General features: G+C 64.5%; 17 protein-coding genes. 10 read left to right on the forward strand and 7 right to left on the reverse strand.

The annotated features are described in order from the left end of the window. Window positions 1-3 precede the first annotated feature (3 nt). A complete protein-coding gene (locus tag NWF24_RS14025; protein ID WP_258354672.1) occupies window positions 4-1,140 on the reverse strand; it encodes an iron-containing alcohol dehydrogenase in 1,137 nt (378 codons plus the stop codon). 133 nt (window positions 1,141-1,273) lie between these two features. On the opposite strand from NWF24_RS14025, the gene NWF24_RS14030 reads away from it, so the two are divergent. Then, a complete protein-coding gene (locus NWF24_RS14030) occupies window positions 1,274-2,188 on the forward strand; it encodes an alpha/beta hydrolase (protein ID WP_258354673.1) in 915 nt (304 codons plus the stop codon). After that, entirely contained in the window at window positions 2,185-3,081 is an 897-nt protein-coding gene (locus tag NWF24_RS14035; protein WP_258354674.1) for a YbgC/FadM family acyl-CoA thioesterase, read from the forward strand. The genes NWF24_RS14030 and NWF24_RS14035 overlap by 4 nt, the downstream gene beginning before the upstream one ends. A 2-nt stretch (window positions 3,082-3,083) precedes the next feature. Here NWF24_RS14035 and NWF24_RS14040 read toward each other — a convergent pair whose 3' ends face one another. Together NWF24_RS14040 and ygfZ are read right to left on the reverse strand one after the other, a co-directional pair. Continuing rightward, window positions 3,084-4,010 carry a hypothetical protein gene (locus tag NWF24_RS14040; protein ID WP_258354675.1) on the reverse strand — a complete coding sequence of 309 codons (927 nt, stop codon included), beginning with the start codon at window positions 4,008-4,010 and terminating at the stop codon, window positions 3,084-3,086. Between the two features lie 148 nt (window positions 4,011-4,158). After that, window positions 4,159-5,085: a CAF17-like 4Fe-4S cluster assembly/insertion protein YgfZ gene (gene ygfZ / locus NWF24_RS14045; RefSeq protein WP_258354676.1), complete on the reverse strand. Its 927-nt coding sequence runs from the start codon at window positions 5,083-5,085 to the stop codon at window positions 4,159-4,161. A gap of 125 nt (window positions 5,086-5,210) precedes the next feature. On the opposite strand from ygfZ, the gene mltG reads away from it, so the two are divergent. The 7 genes from mltG to NWF24_RS14080 all read left to right on the forward strand — a co-directional run bounded on the left by mltG (window position 5,211) and on the right by NWF24_RS14080 (window position 10,039). Next, entirely contained in the window at window positions 5,211-6,236 is a 1,026-nt protein-coding gene (mltG, locus tag NWF24_RS14050) for an endolytic transglycosylase MltG (protein ID WP_258354677.1), read from the forward strand. Next, entirely contained in the window at window positions 6,233-6,889 is a 657-nt protein-coding gene (tmk, locus tag NWF24_RS14055) for a dTMP kinase (protein WP_258354678.1), read from the forward strand. The genes mltG and tmk overlap by 4 nt, the downstream gene beginning before the upstream one ends. Next, window positions 6,886-7,899: a DNA polymerase III subunit delta' gene (locus tag NWF24_RS14060; RefSeq protein WP_093056793.1), complete on the forward strand. Its 1,014-nt coding sequence runs from the start codon at window positions 6,886-6,888 to the stop codon at window positions 7,897-7,899. Before tmk ends, NWF24_RS14060 begins: the two co-directional genes overlap by 4 nt. Then, the gene (locus tag NWF24_RS14065; RefSeq protein ID WP_093056792.1) at window positions 7,896-8,273 is read left to right on the forward strand and encodes a PilZ domain-containing protein; all 378 of its coding nucleotides are present in this window, start codon (window positions 7,896-7,898) and stop codon (window positions 8,271-8,273) included. The genes NWF24_RS14060 and NWF24_RS14065 overlap by 4 nt, the downstream gene beginning before the upstream one ends. Window positions 8,274-8,346: 73 nt before the next feature. Then, the gene (locus NWF24_RS14070; protein WP_258354679.1) at window positions 8,347-9,153 is read left to right on the forward strand and encodes a TatD family hydrolase; all 807 of its coding nucleotides are present in this window, start codon (window positions 8,347-8,349) and stop codon (window positions 9,151-9,153) included. After that, entirely contained in the window at window positions 9,150-9,830 is a 681-nt protein-coding gene (locus NWF24_RS14075; RefSeq protein ID WP_258354680.1) for an ankyrin repeat domain-containing protein, read from the forward strand. The genes NWF24_RS14070 and NWF24_RS14075 overlap by 4 nt, the downstream gene beginning before the upstream one ends. Further along, window positions 9,824-10,039, forward strand: a complete 216-nt coding sequence (locus NWF24_RS14080) for a DUF4124 domain-containing protein (RefSeq protein WP_258354681.1) — start codon at window positions 9,824-9,826, stop codon at window positions 10,037-10,039. The genes NWF24_RS14075 and NWF24_RS14080 overlap by 7 nt, the downstream gene beginning before the upstream one ends. A 424-nt stretch (window positions 10,040-10,463) precedes the next feature. Here the strand turns inward: NWF24_RS14080 and NWF24_RS14085 are convergent, their stop codons facing one another. Together NWF24_RS14085 and NWF24_RS14090 are read right to left on the reverse strand one after the other, a co-directional pair. Continuing rightward, window positions 10,464-11,426 carry a 5'-nucleotidase gene (locus tag NWF24_RS14085; RefSeq protein ID WP_258354682.1) on the reverse strand — a complete coding sequence of 321 codons (963 nt, stop codon included), beginning with the start codon at window positions 11,424-11,426 and terminating at the stop codon, window positions 10,464-10,466. Window positions 11,427-11,711: 285 nt separating this feature from the next. Next, entirely contained in the window at window positions 11,712-12,752 is a 1,041-nt protein-coding gene (locus tag NWF24_RS14090) for a DNA-binding protein (protein WP_258354683.1), read from the reverse strand. Window positions 12,753-12,956: 204 nt separating this feature from the next. Between NWF24_RS14090 and NWF24_RS14095 the strand changes: the two genes are divergently transcribed. Further along, on the forward strand, window positions 12,957-13,970 hold the full coding sequence (locus tag NWF24_RS14095; protein ID WP_258354684.1) for a site-specific integrase: 1,014 nt from the start codon (window positions 12,957-12,959) through the stop codon (window positions 13,968-13,970). A gap of 156 nt (window positions 13,971-14,126) precedes the next feature. Here the strand turns inward: NWF24_RS14095 and NWF24_RS14100 are convergent, their stop codons facing one another. Both NWF24_RS14100 and NWF24_RS14105 read right to left on the reverse strand, forming a co-directional pair. After that, complete coding sequence (locus tag NWF24_RS14100; RefSeq protein ID WP_258354685.1) at window positions 14,127-14,927, reverse strand: hypothetical protein; 801 nt, start codon at window positions 14,925-14,927, stop codon at window positions 14,127-14,129. Further along, on the reverse strand, window positions 14,927-15,985 hold the full coding sequence (locus tag NWF24_RS14105) for a ComEC/Rec2 family competence protein (RefSeq protein ID WP_258354686.1): 1,059 nt from the start codon (window positions 15,983-15,985) through the stop codon (window positions 14,927-14,929). Before NWF24_RS14105 ends, NWF24_RS14100 begins: the two co-directional genes overlap by 1 nt. Window positions 15,986-15,993: the final 8 nt, after the last annotated feature.

Raw genomic sequence — 15,993 nt, forward strand, 5'->3', positions numbered from 1 at the left:
CCCTTACATCGAGGCTTCGAGCATGGCCTTGTAGTCGTCGCGCGTGGCCAGGCGCGGGTTGGTCTTGTGGCAGTGGTCGGCCATTGCGCCGTCGATGATCTTCTCGAACAGCGCGGGCGTCACGCCCACTTCAGCCAAACCCTTGGGCAAGCCGAGACGCGCGTTCATGTCGCGGATCGCATCGCCGAGGTCGCCAGCCGAATCGAGGTGCATGGCCTGCGCCATGCGTTGCAGGCGCTGCTCTTTCTGCACCGATTCCGCGCCCGAATTGAAGTGGATCACCGCGGGCAGGAAGAGGGCGTTGAGCGTGCCATGGTGCAGGCGCGGATCGACGCCGCCCAGGCTGTGGCTGAGCGAATGCACGCAGCCCAGACCCTTCTGGAAGGCCATGGCGCCCTGCATCGAGGCGCTCATGAGGTTCAGGCGCGCCTCGCGGTCGCTGCCGTCTTTTGTTGCGCGCTCGATGTGGCCCCAGGCGCGCTCGAGCCCGTCGAGGCCGATGCCGTCAGCCGGCGGGTTGAACGCGGCCGACATGAAGGTTTCCATGCAGTGCGCGATGGCGTCCATGCCGGTGGCGGCTGTGAGCCTGGGCGGCAGGCCCAGCGTGAGCTCGGGGTCGCAGATGGCGGCCTTGGGCATCAGGAACCAGCTGTGGAAGCCGAGCTTGCGATGGTCGTCGACGATGACGATCGCGCCGCGTGCCACTTCACTGCCGGTGCCGCTGGTGGTGGGCACCGCAATCAGCGGCACCGCGCGATCGGTGATCCTGGGCGAGCCGCCTTCGATGGTCGCGTAGGTCTTGAGCGGGCCTTCGTGCGTGGCAGCGATGGCGACGCCCTTGGCACAGTCGATGGCGGAGCCGCCGCCCACGGCGATCAGGCCGTCGCAGCGGCCGCTGCGATACAGCTCGACGGCCGCACGCACTGCGGCTTCGGTGGGGTTGGAAGGCGTCTGGTCGAAAACCGAAACCTCGAGATCAGCGATGGCGTCGAGCGCCTTCTGCAGCACGCCGGCCGCGCGTACGCCGGCGTCGGTCACGATCAGCGGGCGGTTGATGCCGATGCGCGCGCATTCGCTGGACAACAGCTTGATCGCGCCGAACTCGAACTGGATCTGGGTGAGGTATTGGATGAGTGCCATGGATGTGAAATGTCTCGGGGCAGTACGATTGCCGACCAGCCAAATCTAACAAGAGCGATCAGTCTTGCACACGAAAGAAACCCTTGCCGCTGTCACGCCGGGAACACCTCCCGCCATACGACTTACTCCGAAGATGGCCAGCGTTGTCGAGCGCATGGCGCGCGCCGGCCACCCCACGCTCGATCAGCTCACGCCCGAGGAGGCCAAGGCTTCTTACGAAAAGGGCGCGGGCGTGCTCGAAGTGCCCAAGCCCGAGCTGGCGCGGGTTGAAGACTTCACCATTCCCGCGCGCGATGACTTCGCGATCCCGGCACGGTTGTATGCGCCGTCCACCGATGCGCTGCCCGCGCTGATGTACTTTCATGGCGGCGGCTTCACCGTCGGCAATATCCGCACGCATGACACGCTGTGCCGCGTGCTGAGTGCCAAGAGCGGCTGCGCGGTGGTGTCGGTGGACTACCGCCTCGCGCCCGTGCACAAGTTTCCGACGGCGTCGAACGATGCGTGGGACGCCTTCGCCTTCCTGGCCCACGAGGGTAGACGCGTCGGTGTCGACACGCGGCGCCTGGCGGTGGGCGGCGACAGCGCTGGCGGCACGCTCGCGGCCGTGTGCGCGATCCTGGCGCGCGACGCGGGCCTGCCGCTTGCGCTGCAGATGCTGATCTACCCCGGCATGACAGCCCATCAGGACACGGCCTCGCACCAGCGCCACGTCAACGGCCCGCTGTTGACCAAGGCGATGATCGATTTCTTCTTTGCGCAGTACGTTCGCACGCCCGCTGATCGCGACGACTGGCGCTTTGCACCGCTGCTGGCCGACGACGTAGACGGAGTGGCACCGGCCTGGATCGGCCTGGCTGAATGCGATCCGGTGGTTGATGAGGGTATTGCCTATGCCGACAAGTTGCGCGCCGCGGGCGTACCGGTCGACCTGGAGATCTACCGGGGCGTGATCCACGAATTCATCAAGATGGGCCGGGCGATACCGGAGGCGCTGCAGGCGCAGGACGATGCGGCCCGGGCACTCAAAGAAGCACTGACACCATGAGCGACACAACAGCTATCCAACGCAAGGATTTCCGTTTCTTCCACCGCCTGCGCGTGCGCTGGGCCGAAGTCGACATGCAGAAGATCGTCTTCAACGCGCACTACCTGATGTACTTCGACACCGCCGTCGCCGACTACTGGCGCGCGCTGGCGCTGCCGTACGAAGAGGCGATGCACGCGCTCGGCGGCGACCTCTACGTGCGCAAGGCCACGATCGACTTTCGGGCCTCGGCCCGCATGGACGACGTGCTCGACGTGGGCATGCGCTGCACGCGCATCGGCAATTCGTCGATGGTGTTCGAGGGCGGGCTGTTCCGGCAGGACCAGTTCCTGGTGGGCTGCGAGCTGGTCTACGTGTTCGCCGACCCGGCCACGCAGACCTCGAAGCCGGTGCCGGCGCTGCTGCGCGAGGTGCTCACCGGCTATGAAGCCGGCGAGCGCATGAGCACCGTCGAGACGGGCGACTGGGCCACGCTGGGCGAAGACGCGAGCGCCCTGCGGCGCGCGGTGTTCATCGAGGAGCAGAACATTCCCGAAGCGATGGAGTGGGACGAGCACGATGCCGTGGTGCTGCACGCGGTGGCGCGCAACCGCATCGGGCAGGTCATTGCCACGGGCCGGTTGCTGCCGGCCGAGAACGGCGTCTCGCACATCGGGCGCATGGCGGTGCATCGCAACCTGCGCAGCGGTGGGCACGGCGCTGCCGTGATGCAGGTGCTCGAGGATGCCGCCAGGGCCCGCGGCGACAGCGTGGTGGCGCTGAACGCGCAGCGCAGCGCCGAACGCTTCTACGAGCGGCTGGGCTATGTGCCGCACGGCGATGGCTTCGAGGAGGCCGGCATCCCGCACGTCGAGATGCGCCGGTCTCTTCTTTCTTCTTCCTCTTCTCAATAGCTTCAATAGCGGCTGGGCGGGTCCGGCACGTAGCCCGGGTCTGAACCCGGGAACGGCGACGGACCAGCCGGACGCGGCCAGCGCGGCGGAGGCGGCACTGGAATCACGCCTGCAGCAACGAGGTTCTCGCGGCTGTCGTAGCGGATGCGGACCACCTCGTCGGGCGAGGACTGCGCGCGCTCGAAGGTGGTCTTGCCGACGTATGAGGTCTCGCGGCGGCCATGGGCTGTGCCCAGGCTCGGGCTGGGCGCGGACTGGCGGGCCATGCTGCCCGCGGAGGACTCGGCTGCCGGGGCTGCGCTGTCGGCAGAACCGGCCTTGGCGCGCGCATCGCCTTGGTATGACGATGACTCGCTGCGGCGCTCGCGTTCGCCGCCGTACCCACCATATTCGTCGCGGCGCGGGTATGGCGTGATGGGCGGCGGGAGCGGCTCGGGCATGCGCTCGCGGAACAACGCGACGCCGATCACGCCCACGTCGTCCGGGCGGCCGGTGCGGCTCGCGTAGGAATTGCCGGCCGCGGCGAATTCGAAGGCCGCGATCTGCGAGTCGCTCTTGCGCCAGCCTGTGATGTCGCTGCGCTCGCTCGCGCTGAACACGTAGCCGTTCTGCCTGACGCCCGCGGTTTCGCCGGTGACGACGTTGACGCCGTCCACCGACATCACGGCCATGATGCGTTCGCCCATCGCGTTGCGCGCCCGGATGGCGTAGCGCGCGCCGGGACGGCCGGCAACCCAGTATTCGCCGCGGTGGCGGTAGATCGGCAGCTCCGCGCCGGTGCCGCGGTCGACCACGCTGATCTGCATCAGCGAGCCGATGCGGCTGGACGGCGTGGGCGGAGCGTAAGACCGCTCCGGGCTCTGCGCGCAGGCCGAGAACGAGGCCACGGCGCTCAGGGCCAGGGCGGTGGAGAAGAATCTGCGCTTCATGGTGTGTCTTCCTTGCCAGGAGTTGATCGGTGCAGGCTTCTACGGCGCAGCATCGGCGGCAGGGTTAAACAACGCGCAAAAAAATGGCGCTATCTGTTCGATAGCGCCGAGCGCCCCTTTTCTTCAAGGGCGTTGGGGGGTAAGGGGCTCAGATGTCTTCGAGCAAGGGATAGGGCAGCGGCTCGACGGTGAGCGCTGCGCCATCGGCCGATCCGACGCGCAGGCCACCGGCTTCGAGCGCGGCGATCTGCATGGAGATCAGCGCGGACCAGCCGCCATCGGGAGCCGGTGCGGCTTGCGCCACGGTGCCCACAGGCTGCTCGGCATCGCCGGCGGCAAACACTTCCTGCCCGGCGGACACAGGTGCATCGGCCTGCACGAGGTAGGTGCGGCGCTTCAGCGTGCCGCGGAACTGGCTGCGCGCGACCACTTCCTGGCCGGGGTAGCAGCCTTTCTTGAAGTTCACGCCGCCGACCGACTCGTAGTTGATCATCTGCGGCACGAAGGCTTCGATGACCGGCGTGGTCAGCGTCACGATGCCGCTGCGCACTTCGCTCCATTGCCACAGGCTCGCATCGACTGCCGGGCCCACGGGGGCGGCATGGCCAGCCGGCGCGATCCAGAGCGCGCGCGGAACGCCGTCGGCCGGGTACAGCGACACGGCGCTGACTTCGTCGCTAACGGCCGTGCGCTTGCCGGGCAGCGCGGCGGCGTCGAGGCCGTTGCCGGTCAATGCCGTGCCGGCCAGGCCGTACAGCACAAATTGTTCGGTGGCGTCCGTCAGCTTGGCCTTGGCGCGCAGCACGAACATCGACAGGCGCTTGAGCGTGGCGGCCAGGATGTCGCGGCTGCACACCAGCAAGATCAACTCAGGTTGCGGCTTGATGCCGATGAAACTTGCGATCACACGGCCCTTGGCGGTGCACAGCGCGGCCAGGCGGGCGTCTGAGGCGCCGAGCAGCGAGAAGTCTTGTGTCAGCTGGCCATGCAGGAAGCTGGCGGCATCGGGGCCCTCTGCCCGGATCACACCAAGGTGGGAGAGGGCGGTCACGCCATTGAGAACGACAGTGGTCATCGCTGAATTATCATGGCCGTGCCTGTTCCTTCGGGTCGGCAGGGGCTCCCGCCCTGCAACCTGCAAGGCCACCGGTTTTTTCATCTCCTCCTCCGGCTTTTTCCCGTCATCCCCACATCGGATCCGTGCGCAGCTTCTTCCTCACGCTTTTCCTGCTCGCCGCCCTGATTGCGCTTGCGCTCGGCGGTGCTGGTCTCTGGTGGGTACACCAGCCGCTCAAGCTGCCGGCGCCCAGCGTCGATCTGTCGGTCGAACCCGGCACCACGCCGCGCGGCATCGCGCAGGCCGTGGCCGACACGGGCGTCGACGTGCAGCCGCAGCTGCTTTACCTGTGGTTCCGTGTCTCGGGACAAGACCGCCAGATGCGCGCCGGCAGCTACGAGCTGGAGCGCGGTATTACGCCCAAGCTGCTGCTCAACATCCTGGTGCGCGGCGAGGAAGCCACGCGCAGCCTGGTGCTGGTCGAGGGCTGGAACATCCGCCAGGTGCGCGCCGCGCTTGCCAAGGCCGACCAGCTCAAGCCCGACAGCATGGGCCTGACCGACGAGGCGCTGATGACCAAGCTCGGCAAGCCGGGCCTGCACCCGGAAGGGCGCTTCTTCCCGGACACGTACACCTACTCGAAGGGCTCGACCGACATCGCCCTGCTGCAGCGCGCGATGCGGGCCATGGACAAGAAGCTCGAAGCCGCCTGGGCCGCCCGCGCCTCTGATCTGCCGCTGAAATCGGCCGATGAGGCGCTTATTCTTGCCAGCATTGTCGAAAAGGAGACAGGCAAGGCCAACGACCGCGCGGAAATCGCAGCCGTCTTCACCAATCGCTTGCGCATCGGCATGCCGCTTCAGACCGACCCGACGGTGATCTATGGCATGGGCACGGCCTTCGAAGGCAATCTGCGCAAGAAAGATCTGCAGACCGACACGCCCTGGAACACCTACACCCGCGGCGGGCTGCCGCCCACGCCGATCGCCATGCCCGGCAAGGCCGCGCTGCTCGCGGCGGTGCAGCCGGCGCAAAGCAAGTCGCTGTACTTCGTGTCGCGCGGCGACGGCACCAGCCAGTTCAGCAGCTCGCTCGACGACCACAACCGCGCAGTCAACCAATATCAGCGCGGCGGCGGCAGTCCCAACAAACCGAAGGCGACCCAATGAGTGACAACGGTCTGTTTCTGACGCTGGAAGGCATCGACGGCGCCGGCAAGTCGAGCCATCTCGATGCGCTGGAGGCGCTGTTCAGGGCGCAGGGGCGCGAAGTCGTGCGTACGCGCGAGCCCGGCGGCACGCCGCTGGCCGAGACGCTGCGTGGCCTGATCCTCGAAAAGCCGATGGACCCGCTGACCGAATCGCTGCTGGTGTTCGCGGCGCGGCGCGATCACATCGTGCAGGTCATCGAGCCGGCATTGGCCCGCGGTGACGTGGTGCTGTGCGACCGTTTCACCGATGCGACCTTTGCTTATCAGGGCGCGGGACGTGGCTTCGATGAAGCCGTGCTGTCGACGCTCGAGCAATGGGTGCAGGCGGAGGCGGGCAGGGCGACATTGCTCCAGCCGCACATCACGCTGTGGTTCGACCTTGCGCCCGAGATCGCGGCGCAACGATTGGCCGGTGCCCGCGTGCCCGACAAGTTCGAAGCCCAGCCTGTCGAGTTTTTTCGCCGCGTCGCGCAGGGCTACGCGGCCCGTGTGGCCGCCGATGCGAAGCGCTTCGTACGCATCGACGCCAGCCAGTCCCGCGACCAGGTCTGGCAACAGGTTGAAACTGCGTTGGTGGCGCGTGGCGTGCTGAGCGGTGGTGTCACTCGATGAGCGCTCCGGCACTGACTCCCTGGCTGCGCCGGCCACTCGCGGAACTGCTGCGCCAGCGCGGTCATGCCTGGCTGCTGCAAGGCCCCTCCGGCATCGGCCAGTACGAACTGGCGCTGGCGCTCGCCTCCGCATGGCTGTGCGAGCAGCCGACGGAGGAGGGCACCGCCTGCGGCCACTGTGCCAGCTGCCATGCCATCGAGGTTCGCACCCACGCTGACCTGTGCGTGCTGATGCCCGAAGTCGCCATGCAGGAGCTGAACTGGCCGCTCGACGAGAAGGCACAGGCTGACATCGACGACAAGAAGCGCAAGGCGAGCCGCGAGATCCGCGTCGAGGCGATGCGTGATGCGGTTGGCTTCGCCCAGCGCACCAGCGCACGTGGCCGTGGCAAGGTGGTGCTGGTGTATCCGGCTGAGCGCATGAACACGATCACCGCGAATGCGCTGCTGAAGACGCTCGAGGAGCCGGTCGGCGACGTGCGCTTCGTGCTCGCCAGCGAGGCGGCGTGGCAATTGCTGCCGACCATCCGCAGCCGCTGCCTGGGTTTCACGCTCCCGTGGCCCGAAACAGCCGAGGCCGAAGCCTGGCTGGCCGCGCAAGACGTGCCCGCTGCCGATGCGGCCGCCCTGCTGCGCGCTGCCGGCGGCCGGCCGAGTGACGCCTTGCGGCTTGCGCGCTCGGGCCAGTCGCCCAAGGCATGGGCCTTGCTTCCCAAGGCGATGACGCGCGGCGACGTGGGTGCACTGGCCGATCACGCGCCAGCGCAAGCCGTCGGCGCGCTGCAGAAGCTTTGCCACGACCTGATGGCTGTCGGCAACGGCGCCGAACCCCGGTTCTTCGATGCTGCCGACTTGCCTGCGGCACCGTCCCGGCTGGCGCTGGCGCGCTGGTCGAAGTCGCTTGCAAGCGCCGCGAGAACCGCGGAACACCCGTTCAATGCGGGCCTCATGCTGGAAGCGCTTGTGAGCGAAGCGCGAACCACCCTAAACTCTGCCGCTCGTCGCCCATGAATCAACCCACAGCCCCCGCCGCCAACGCCACGCCCGCCCGGCCAAGCGTCATCCAGCTCGCCATCAAGGAAAAGGGTGCGCTGTACGCGGCCTACATCCCGTTGTTCGCGGAGGGCGGCATCTTCATTCCGACCACGCGCGAATACCGGCTCGGCGACGACGTCTACGTGCTTTTGACACTGCCGGAAGACCCGCAGCGCTATCCGGTGGCGGGCAAGGTCGCCTGGATCACGCCGTCGCGCGCGGCTGGCAACCGGGCGCCTGGCGTGGGCATCCGTTTTCCGTCCGACGAAAAGTCGCGTCAGCTGAAGGCGCGCATCGAGGCGGCATTGGGTGGTTCGATGGCGTCCGACCGCCCCACGCAAACTATCTGATCGGCTTCCCCCATTGCGACCCGGCAAAGCCGGTGTTCGCGGTATTTCTGGCATGGGCCCGACAATCAGCGCCATGTTTACAGACTCTCACTGCCACCTCACGTTTCCCGAATTCGCGGGCCAGATGCCGCAGATCCGCGCCGCCATGGCCGCTGCGCAGGTCGACCGGGCGCTCTGCATCTGCACCAAGCTCGAAGAGTTCGACGAAGTGCAGGCCCTTGCAGCCAGCTACGACAACTTCTGGGCCAGCGTGGGCGTGCACCCCGACAACGAGGACATCGCCGAACCCAGCGTCGAAGACCTGGTGCGGCTTTCGGCCCGGCCGCGCGTGGTCGCCATCGGCGAGACAGGCCTGGACTACTACCAGATGGAGGAGCGCAAGGGCGGCCGCAGCATTGCCGACATGGAATGGCAGCGCGACCGTTTTCGTGTGCACATCCGCGCCGCACAGCAGACCCGCAAGCCCTTGGTGATCCACACCCGCGAGGCCTCGGCCGACACGGTGGCGATCCTGAAGGAGGAGGGCGAAGACGGCGCTGGCAACGCGGCTGGCGGCGTGTTCCATTGCTTCACCGAAACCGCTGAGGTGGCACGCGCGGCGCTCGACCTGGGTTTCTACATCTCGTTCTCCGGCATCCTGACCTTCAAGAAGGCCCAGGATTTGCGCGATGTGGCCGCTTTCGTACCGCTGGATCGCATGCTGATCGAGACGGACAGCCCTTATCTCGCGCCGGTGCCGTACCGCGGCAAAACCAACAATCCGTCGTATGTGCCATTCGTGGCGCAACAGATCGCCGAGCTGCGAAAAATGCCCGTAGAGGCCATCGCCAAGGCGACGAGCGACAACTTCGAAACATTGTTCAGGGACGTCAAATCATGAAAAACTACATTAAGAAATCAATCTATCTTATTGTCATTGCTGCATCTTTTGCAGCATATGCAGGTTCATTCGAAGATTTCTTCCGGGCCGTGCGCGGCGACAACGCCAGCAGCGTGCGCACCCTGCTGCAGCGCGGGTTCGATCCGAACACGCGTGACGAACACGGCCAGACCGGCTTGCTGATCGCGCTGCGCGAGCCGTCGCCGAAAGTCATCCAAGTGCTGATCGAGTCGCCGCAGACCAACGTGGACCTGGCCAACGCCAAGGACGAAACCCCGTTGATGCTGGCCGCGATCAAGGGCCAGCAGGACCTGGTCACGCAACTGCTGAAGCGCGACGCTGCGGTCAACAAGACGGGCTGGACGCCGCTGCATTACGCAGCCACCAGCGGCCAGTTGACCATCATGAAGGTGCTGCTCGACAACTACGCATTCATCGACGCGCAATCGCCCAATGGCACCACGCCGCTGATGATGGCGGCGATGTACGGCTCGAGCGAAGCGGTGAAGCTGCTGCTGGCCGAAGGCGCCGATACAACGATGAAGAACCAGCTGGGCATGACGGCCGTCGACTTCGCGAACAAGGTGAACCGGTCGGATACCGCGGCGATGATCACCACGGCTGCGGCGGCACGGGCCAATGCGCCCAAGGCGATACCCAAGGACGGCAAATGGTGAGACAGGCAGGCGCCTCGTTGGCGTTCGGCTTGACGATGATGGGCTTTGCATCCGGCGCGATGGCACAGCACGCGATCTACAAGTGCGTTCAGGGCGGTAAGGTCGTTTACTCGAATGAGCCGTGTATGGATGCAAAGAAGATCGAGATCAAGCAGACGAAGGGTGTGAATTACGAAGGCAGAGGCTCTGGGGGCGCGCCGAAGCGCTGAGTGTTTTTGCACACAATGTGCATTATGTTAAATGATATGGCGGTCGCTGACGGAAGCGGCGACCAGCTACTACATGTGATTGCTAAGCCTTCTTGGCCCAAGCGCTGCACCCTGCGCGGACAATATTCTGCTAACACTTTGAGCGATAAAGTGCTTCCAAGTGGACCAAAAACACAAGACTGGCGCGAAAATTCAGACAAAAAATGCGAGACACGCGCGGACGCGTCCTGACGCCGGACGCACGCTCAGCCCCAGCGGCGCGACGAAAAAGTCGCTGACGGCTTGACGAAAAACTGAGGACAGCCGGACAACAAGCACTGGACTGCCGCAGTTTCGTGACAACAAACGCAGGACAGGTGCAGCCCACACGTGTCGATCTCCACACGGCCCCGCCTCCCGCGCTGCGAGCGGGATCACCGCGGCTTCAATCCGCACCCGACAACGGACTCGGTGCCTTTTCCTGATTGGTGACTCCGAACGGGATGTGCACAGAGGGCACCACCGTGCTCGCCGATTGGAGGTGGCCCGATTGATCGTCAAAGAAAATGTGCGGCTTCAACACGGCGAGGACGCGCCCCTTTTCGATGCCGCCAAGAAAAAAAGCGTCGTTCGCCATCACGCCCCAGCTTTTCAGAGTCTTGAGCGCGCGCTCGTGAGACGGCGCATTGCGCGCGGTGACGATCGAGACGCGGATCCGGTTCTCGTAAGCTGGATTTTGTCGCTTGTGATGCTCTTCCGCGGACTGGATCTTGGCGACTCGAACCAGGAATTCCTTGAGCGGGCCCGGATGGTGCGGCTGCATGACATTCTTGACTTCGTGCGCATGGAACGCGCTCAGGCCGGACGCCTGCATCACCGACTCCGATTCATCGCCCGCCAGAACGCCGTCGAAGTCAAAAGCGATTCGAAGGGAGTTGTCGTCCTCGTCGTCATCGAACTTGGAGTCGAGCACTTGTCCAGCCGGATGGCCCGCCTTGATCGCGGCATCCACGTCCGACTTGTTACCCGAGAGAAAAAGGGCGATGTTGAGCGCCGGAATGTATTCGTAGGGCGACCTCCCCTGCATGAATATCGCGCGTGTCATACCCAGTTTGTAGTGTTCGATGGTTTTCATCACCCGCAGCCCGGTGTCGGGGTCGTTTCTGGAAAGAAGCACCACTTCGACAAAGGGATCGTCGGCGTCCGCGCGAAGGTCGTTCAGTGCGAGCAGGCGCTTGATGAACGGAAAGGCGATGCCCTTGGGAAGCGGGTTGTAGAGGTTCTCCTCTTGGAACTTGCGGTATTCCTCTTCGCCGTGGCTCTTGAAAATGGCGTCCGAGTCGGTGAGATCGAACACCGCGCTCGACGCAACGCCGATCACGAGGCGGTTCTCCAGTTCGTAAGGCAACTCGGTACTCCATGTCGATAGAAAAAGGATCGGTAATGCGCAGTCGGTTCTGACTTATTACGCGCACACTTCGACGGATCGCCCCTCATCCTGAGGCCATCAGATGCGGGCTCCAGGCGCCGCGAATCGTGCAATCGATGGGACGCCCTCAATTTGCGCCGCGCCAATGTATGTGCACAAAGTCACTCGGGATGAGCGCCGCCAAGCGTGAATGGATGGCGTGAAAGCCGGGTGAGCAGCGCCGGAAAAAAGCCAGGACAGAGGCGCGCGAATCACACCTGCTCACTATTCTTTGGCGGGCGTGAAGCGCTGTTTGCCGCCCCTGTCAGGTCTGTTTTTCTTCGCGAGCGCGCTGGCCAACAAACCGCGCGTTGCTTCGTGGGCGCGCTCCTCCCCTGCCAAGCGGGTGCGGGATTCGTCGTGCGCTTGCCGGCTCGCGCGCAATTCGGCGTGCAATTGCACCGCCTCGGCCGATTTGGCGGCCAGTGCAGCGCGCAGCTCGTGCACGAGCGTTTCCGCAGCGCGCATGGCGGCCTGCTGCACCTGCAGCTTCCCGGCATTTTCTTCCTCGCCGCGGCTGCGCAGCTTCTGCTCTTTGACGAGCTCCGCGGCGGTCTGGCGGGCCGTCAGGCGCTCTCGGTCGATGTCGCCCAGGAGCCGGTGTTCGCGCACCATATGGCGCGTTTCGGCCTCCTGAAGCGCCTCGTCCCGTGCGGCGCTGGCCGCCCTGTGCTCCCGCCGCAGGGCCTCCAACTGCGCTTGAGCCTGTGCCTGGGTCTGGGCCTGTGACTCGCGCAGGTGCCGGATCTCGCCTTGGGTGCTTTCCTGCAGACGGTTGGCCTCCGACAGCTGCGCGTGGGCGGATTCAAGCGCCTGGCGCGATGCGCCGAGCGCGCCGTCCAGGCTCGCTCGGGCGGCTTCGAACGCCAGCTCGCGCTGCTGGAGCTGCGCCTGCTGATCCTGCAGTGCGGCGGTCTTGAGTTCGATGTCGCGGCGCAGGGCCTCGGCCTGCTGCGTTTGCGCCCGGGCGGATTCCTGGCGTGTCGCCTCCCAGAGTGTCTGGACGGCTTGCAGCAGCGCTGGCGGCAGGCCGCTCGCCGGGTTACCCGCTTGCTCGGACACGGGGCCGCCCGTCCCCTGGCCCAGCCGCTGGCCCAGCGTGGCGAACCAGGCGTCCAACATTGGGCTGACCGTGTTGGGCGAGCCTCGGCCGATTTTTTGCCGCACCCGCTCGATCGTGGGGCGCTGGCCTTCGGCGATCAGGGCGTCTGCGGCCGTCCAGACGTCGCCTTGCTGAATTCCACGTCCCAAACTTTTGCTTTCCATTGCCCTGCCCCAGTCCTAGAATTTACCCTCGATAATTGAATGTTATCGAGACTTATAGAAATTTCACGTTAGACATCATATGTGTATATATGATTTGATATGCAAAATGACCCCGCCTCCAACACCGTGACTCTGCGGGCCGATGATCCGGTGCAACCGAGCGTCCAGCGTCGCGCAAGTCGTGATCCAACGCTCCTCAGCACCATGACCGAGCAGGCCGCGCGCGACCTCCTGCGTGAAGGCGAATCGCCCAACACACGCGCCTCCTACCGCAGCGCCATGCGCTACTGGGCGGCCTGGTTTGCCGCCACCTACGAGCAGCCGCTGCGCCTGCCCGTGCCCGTGGCGGCGGTGATCCGGTTCATCGTGGACCACGCCGATCGCACCACCCCGGACGGCCTGCGCACGGAGATGCCAGCGGCGCTCGACCAAGCGTTGGTCGACGGCGGCCATAAGGCCAAGCTCGGCACGCCGGCACTCAGCACCGTGGTGCACCGCATCTCGGTACTGTCCAAAGCGCACCAGCTCGCTGGCGCGACCAATCCGTGCGCTGACGAGGCCGTGCGCGAGCTACTGGCCAAGACGCGCCGCGCGTACGCCCGGCGCGGTTCCACACCGCATAAGCAGCAGGCGCTGACCAAGGAGCCGCTGGACGCCCTCCTCGCGACCTGCGACGAGTCCTTGCGCGGCATGCGTGATCGGGCGCTGCTCCTTTTCGCGTGGGCCACGGGCGGGCGGCGTCGCTCCGAGGTCACGACGGCCACAATGCATAACCTGCGCCGTGTCGCGCCGGGCGCCTACCTATATACACTGACCCATTCGAAAACGAACCAAAGCGGCGCGCAGCGCCCACAGGACACCAAGCCCCTGGTCGGCGCGGCCTCGGCTGCCATGGATGCTTGGCTCGAAGCCAGCGGCGTGACCGCCGGCGCGCTCTTCCGGCGCGTGCGCAAGGGCGGAAACGTGGGAGAGGCGCTCAGCGCCGCGGCGGTGCGCGACATCGTCCAGGCGCGCTGCGTGCTGGCGGGCATTGAGGGAGAGTTTTCTGCGCACTCGTTGCGCTCGGGCTTCGTGACCGAGGCCGGCCGACAAAACATGCCGCTGGCCGAAACCATGGCCATGACCGGCCACCAGAGCGTTGCCAGCGTCGTGGGCTACTTCCGGGCCGAAGCAAGCCTTGCCAGTGGCATCGCCCGACTTTACGACGACACCAAATAAGCGCGAGCTTGAGGCGGCTACTCATTCAGGCCGCAAGCGAAGTTCGGCCTGCTCACTGCTGGCACCCTCTCGCCTCTGCACCTTTGTGCATCTCGATACTCACACCAGTCAAGGCCAATCCGCCGAACGGGTCAGGCAGATGCCGATCAAGATTGCTCAGGGCGACGAGTTCGTCTTCTCTGCCTTTGGAGCCTTCTTGCGTACGGCTGTCTTCCTAGCAGGGCTAGTCGGCTGCACCAAGAAGGACTCGCAGCTAAGAATGAGTTCTCGGCCATACGCGCGAGACGCGTCCCAGACAGCATTGCGACTTATTGCGAGGAGCATGTAAGCGGCGTGAGCCGCTGCAACGACCAGGACCACTGTGGTTTTACTTCCTAGCGGAGTTTCCATATCCCATGACAGACGCCAAAGGATGAACGCGCAAACTGCTACGACAGTGACGTTCAGCCACAATGCGGGCATCTTGACACCGAGCAAGTTCCGGCGGAAACCATACGTGACGTTTTCCCCGAACAGGATCGGAAACTTTTTTGTGTCGCGAGTGTTTTGGCGAAGCCACACGCCGCATTGGCTGTAGAAGGCATCTGCTGCAGCTTGACTGGCACTCTCCTCTTCGGGACTGGGCGCCGCGGCGCCCAACTTTCCAGCGAGAAATTCTCGATATCGATCCTTTGAGCCAGCATCGATGGTCGGGTCGTTTCTGCGGAAAAGCGTGATCGATGGCATGCCGTGCTCTTTGTAGAGATTGGCTTCTATCGAACGGCCGCGAGCACGCGAGAAATCCGCGATAGCAAACAGCAACACCAGTATCCCGAACGATGCAATCGCGCTCGAAAGTCCGAACGTCTTCCACGAGATCAAGAGCGTCAGTGCAGCAAGTGCGGGTGCCGCGGCGATGATCGCGGGGAAAAGCCTGGCACGTATGGAGTAGGCATCGAAGAATCTAAAAATCTCCATCACAGTCCCTCCACCTCATTGGCAAACTCTTCCGCAACCGCCGGAACGGTACCGGGATGACCGGGGCCGTTGTAGTGAGAAATCCATTTCGTACGGGTTGTATAGACCTTGAAACCTCTCCGGATGAAAGCATTCGTCACCTGCGCGCGCGGGTAGTCGTGCTTGTTTGAACCGACCGAGCAGAACGCCGTACCGCTCACTGTGCCTTGTGGTTGCTTGGGGCCGAGCCACGCGTCCAAAACTGCAGGCGTCACGTTATGCCGGCTCCCATGATGTGGTACTTGCACGAACTTGGGCCTGTTGAAGCCAAGTTGTGCGCCAAAGTCGGCCGCCTCCGCCAAGCCGATGGGACCAACGTCAGCGGTAAGCAGTACACCCTTATCTCCGAGGACGGCGTACTGTACGACGCAACTTTCGTTGGACGCTGACGTCTCCGTGTTGCTCGCAAGCGTTTCGATGTCCCAGTTTTCAAGCAGTTTCTTCGCGCCTTCGAGGAAGGACCGCAGCAAGCCAAAACCTCGTGAATCTTCCGCACCGCTCGTATATCTCTCGGGCGTCTTGCCGAAATCGGGGATCGAGTTGATATAGCGGTCTCTCGCGGGCGCAAGCACGGTAAACGCCCCGATTCGCGCGCCCTGAAAGACCTCGTGGATGTGAGTCCCTTTTGCGATGGCCAGTCTCTCAAGCTCAACCAGATACGGGTGCCGCTCCTTGATGTTGTCGATCAGCCCCTGCAAGGTGAAATTGCCGTGAAAGTGATCAAGAATCTGATCTGAGTACATCCAGGGCCTGTTCATCCACAGATTTCTAACCTCGAACTTCTCCATCACGCCAATAAGCCCGGTCGCGTGATCGTCATCCGCGTGCGACAGCACCATGTGATTTATGACGGGATTCGTGTAGTGATTGTTGATGTGGCCGATGATGGTCTCGGCCGTGTCCGTGCGGCCTCCATCGACCACGTGGAGGTAGTACCCGCCGCCATCGTCGCCGTAGCGAATAACGATTGCGTCGCCGGAGCCCTCGCCAACGGGCAAGAAATCGACCTCATAGTTCATTGCTGCTG

The organism is Variovorax paradoxus (assembly GCF_024734665.1).
Taxonomy (GTDB): Bacteria; Pseudomonadota; Gammaproteobacteria; order Burkholderiales; family Burkholderiaceae_C; genus Variovorax.

What these genes read in the sequence shown, in the direction of transcription:
- NWF24_RS14075 (WP_258354680.1), top strand. Translation starts at nt 9,150, where the DNA reads ATGAAAAACTACATTAAGAAATCAATCTATCTTATTGTCATTGCTGCA.
- NWF24_RS14105 (WP_258354686.1), bottom strand. Translation starts at nt 15,985, where the DNA reads ATGAACTATGAGGTCGATTTCTTGCCCGTTGGCGAGGGCTCCGGCGAC.
- NWF24_RS14090 (WP_258354683.1), bottom strand. Translation starts at nt 12,752, where the DNA reads ATGGAAAGCAAAAGTTTGGGACGTGGAATTCAGCAAGGCGACGTCTGG.
- NWF24_RS14035 (WP_258354674.1), top strand. Translation starts at nt 2,185, where the DNA reads ATGAGCGACACAACAGCTATCCAACGCAAGGATTTCCGTTTCTTCCAC.
- NWF24_RS14040 (WP_258354675.1), bottom strand. Translation starts at nt 4,010, where the DNA reads ATGAAGCGCAGATTCTTCTCCACCGCCCTGGCCCTGAGCGCCGTGGCC.
- ygfZ (WP_258354676.1), bottom strand. Translation starts at nt 5,085, where the DNA reads ATGACCACTGTCGTTCTCAATGGCGTGACCGCCCTCTCCCACCTTGGT.
- tmk (WP_258354678.1), top strand. Translation starts at nt 6,233, where the DNA reads ATGAGTGACAACGGTCTGTTTCTGACGCTGGAAGGCATCGACGGCGCC.
- NWF24_RS14100 (WP_258354685.1), bottom strand. Translation starts at nt 14,927, where the DNA reads ATGGAGATTTTTAGATTCTTCGATGCCTACTCCATACGTGCCAGGCTT.
- NWF24_RS14025 (WP_258354672.1), bottom strand. Translation starts at nt 1,140, where the DNA reads ATGGCACTCATCCAATACCTCACCCAGATCCAGTTCGAGTTCGGCGCG.
- NWF24_RS14060 (WP_093056793.1), top strand. Translation starts at nt 6,886, where the DNA reads ATGAGCGCTCCGGCACTGACTCCCTGGCTGCGCCGGCCACTCGCGGAA.
- NWF24_RS14070 (WP_258354679.1), top strand. Translation starts at nt 8,347, where the DNA reads ATGTTTACAGACTCTCACTGCCACCTCACGTTTCCCGAATTCGCGGGC.
- NWF24_RS14065 (WP_093056792.1), top strand. Translation starts at nt 7,896, where the DNA reads ATGAATCAACCCACAGCCCCCGCCGCCAACGCCACGCCCGCCCGGCCA.
- NWF24_RS14080 (WP_258354681.1), top strand. Translation starts at nt 9,824, where the DNA reads ATGGTGAGACAGGCAGGCGCCTCGTTGGCGTTCGGCTTGACGATGATG.
- NWF24_RS14030 (WP_258354673.1), top strand. Translation starts at nt 1,274, where the DNA reads ATGGCCAGCGTTGTCGAGCGCATGGCGCGCGCCGGCCACCCCACGCTC.
- NWF24_RS14095 (WP_258354684.1), top strand. Translation starts at nt 12,957, where the DNA reads ATGACCGAGCAGGCCGCGCGCGACCTCCTGCGTGAAGGCGAATCGCCC.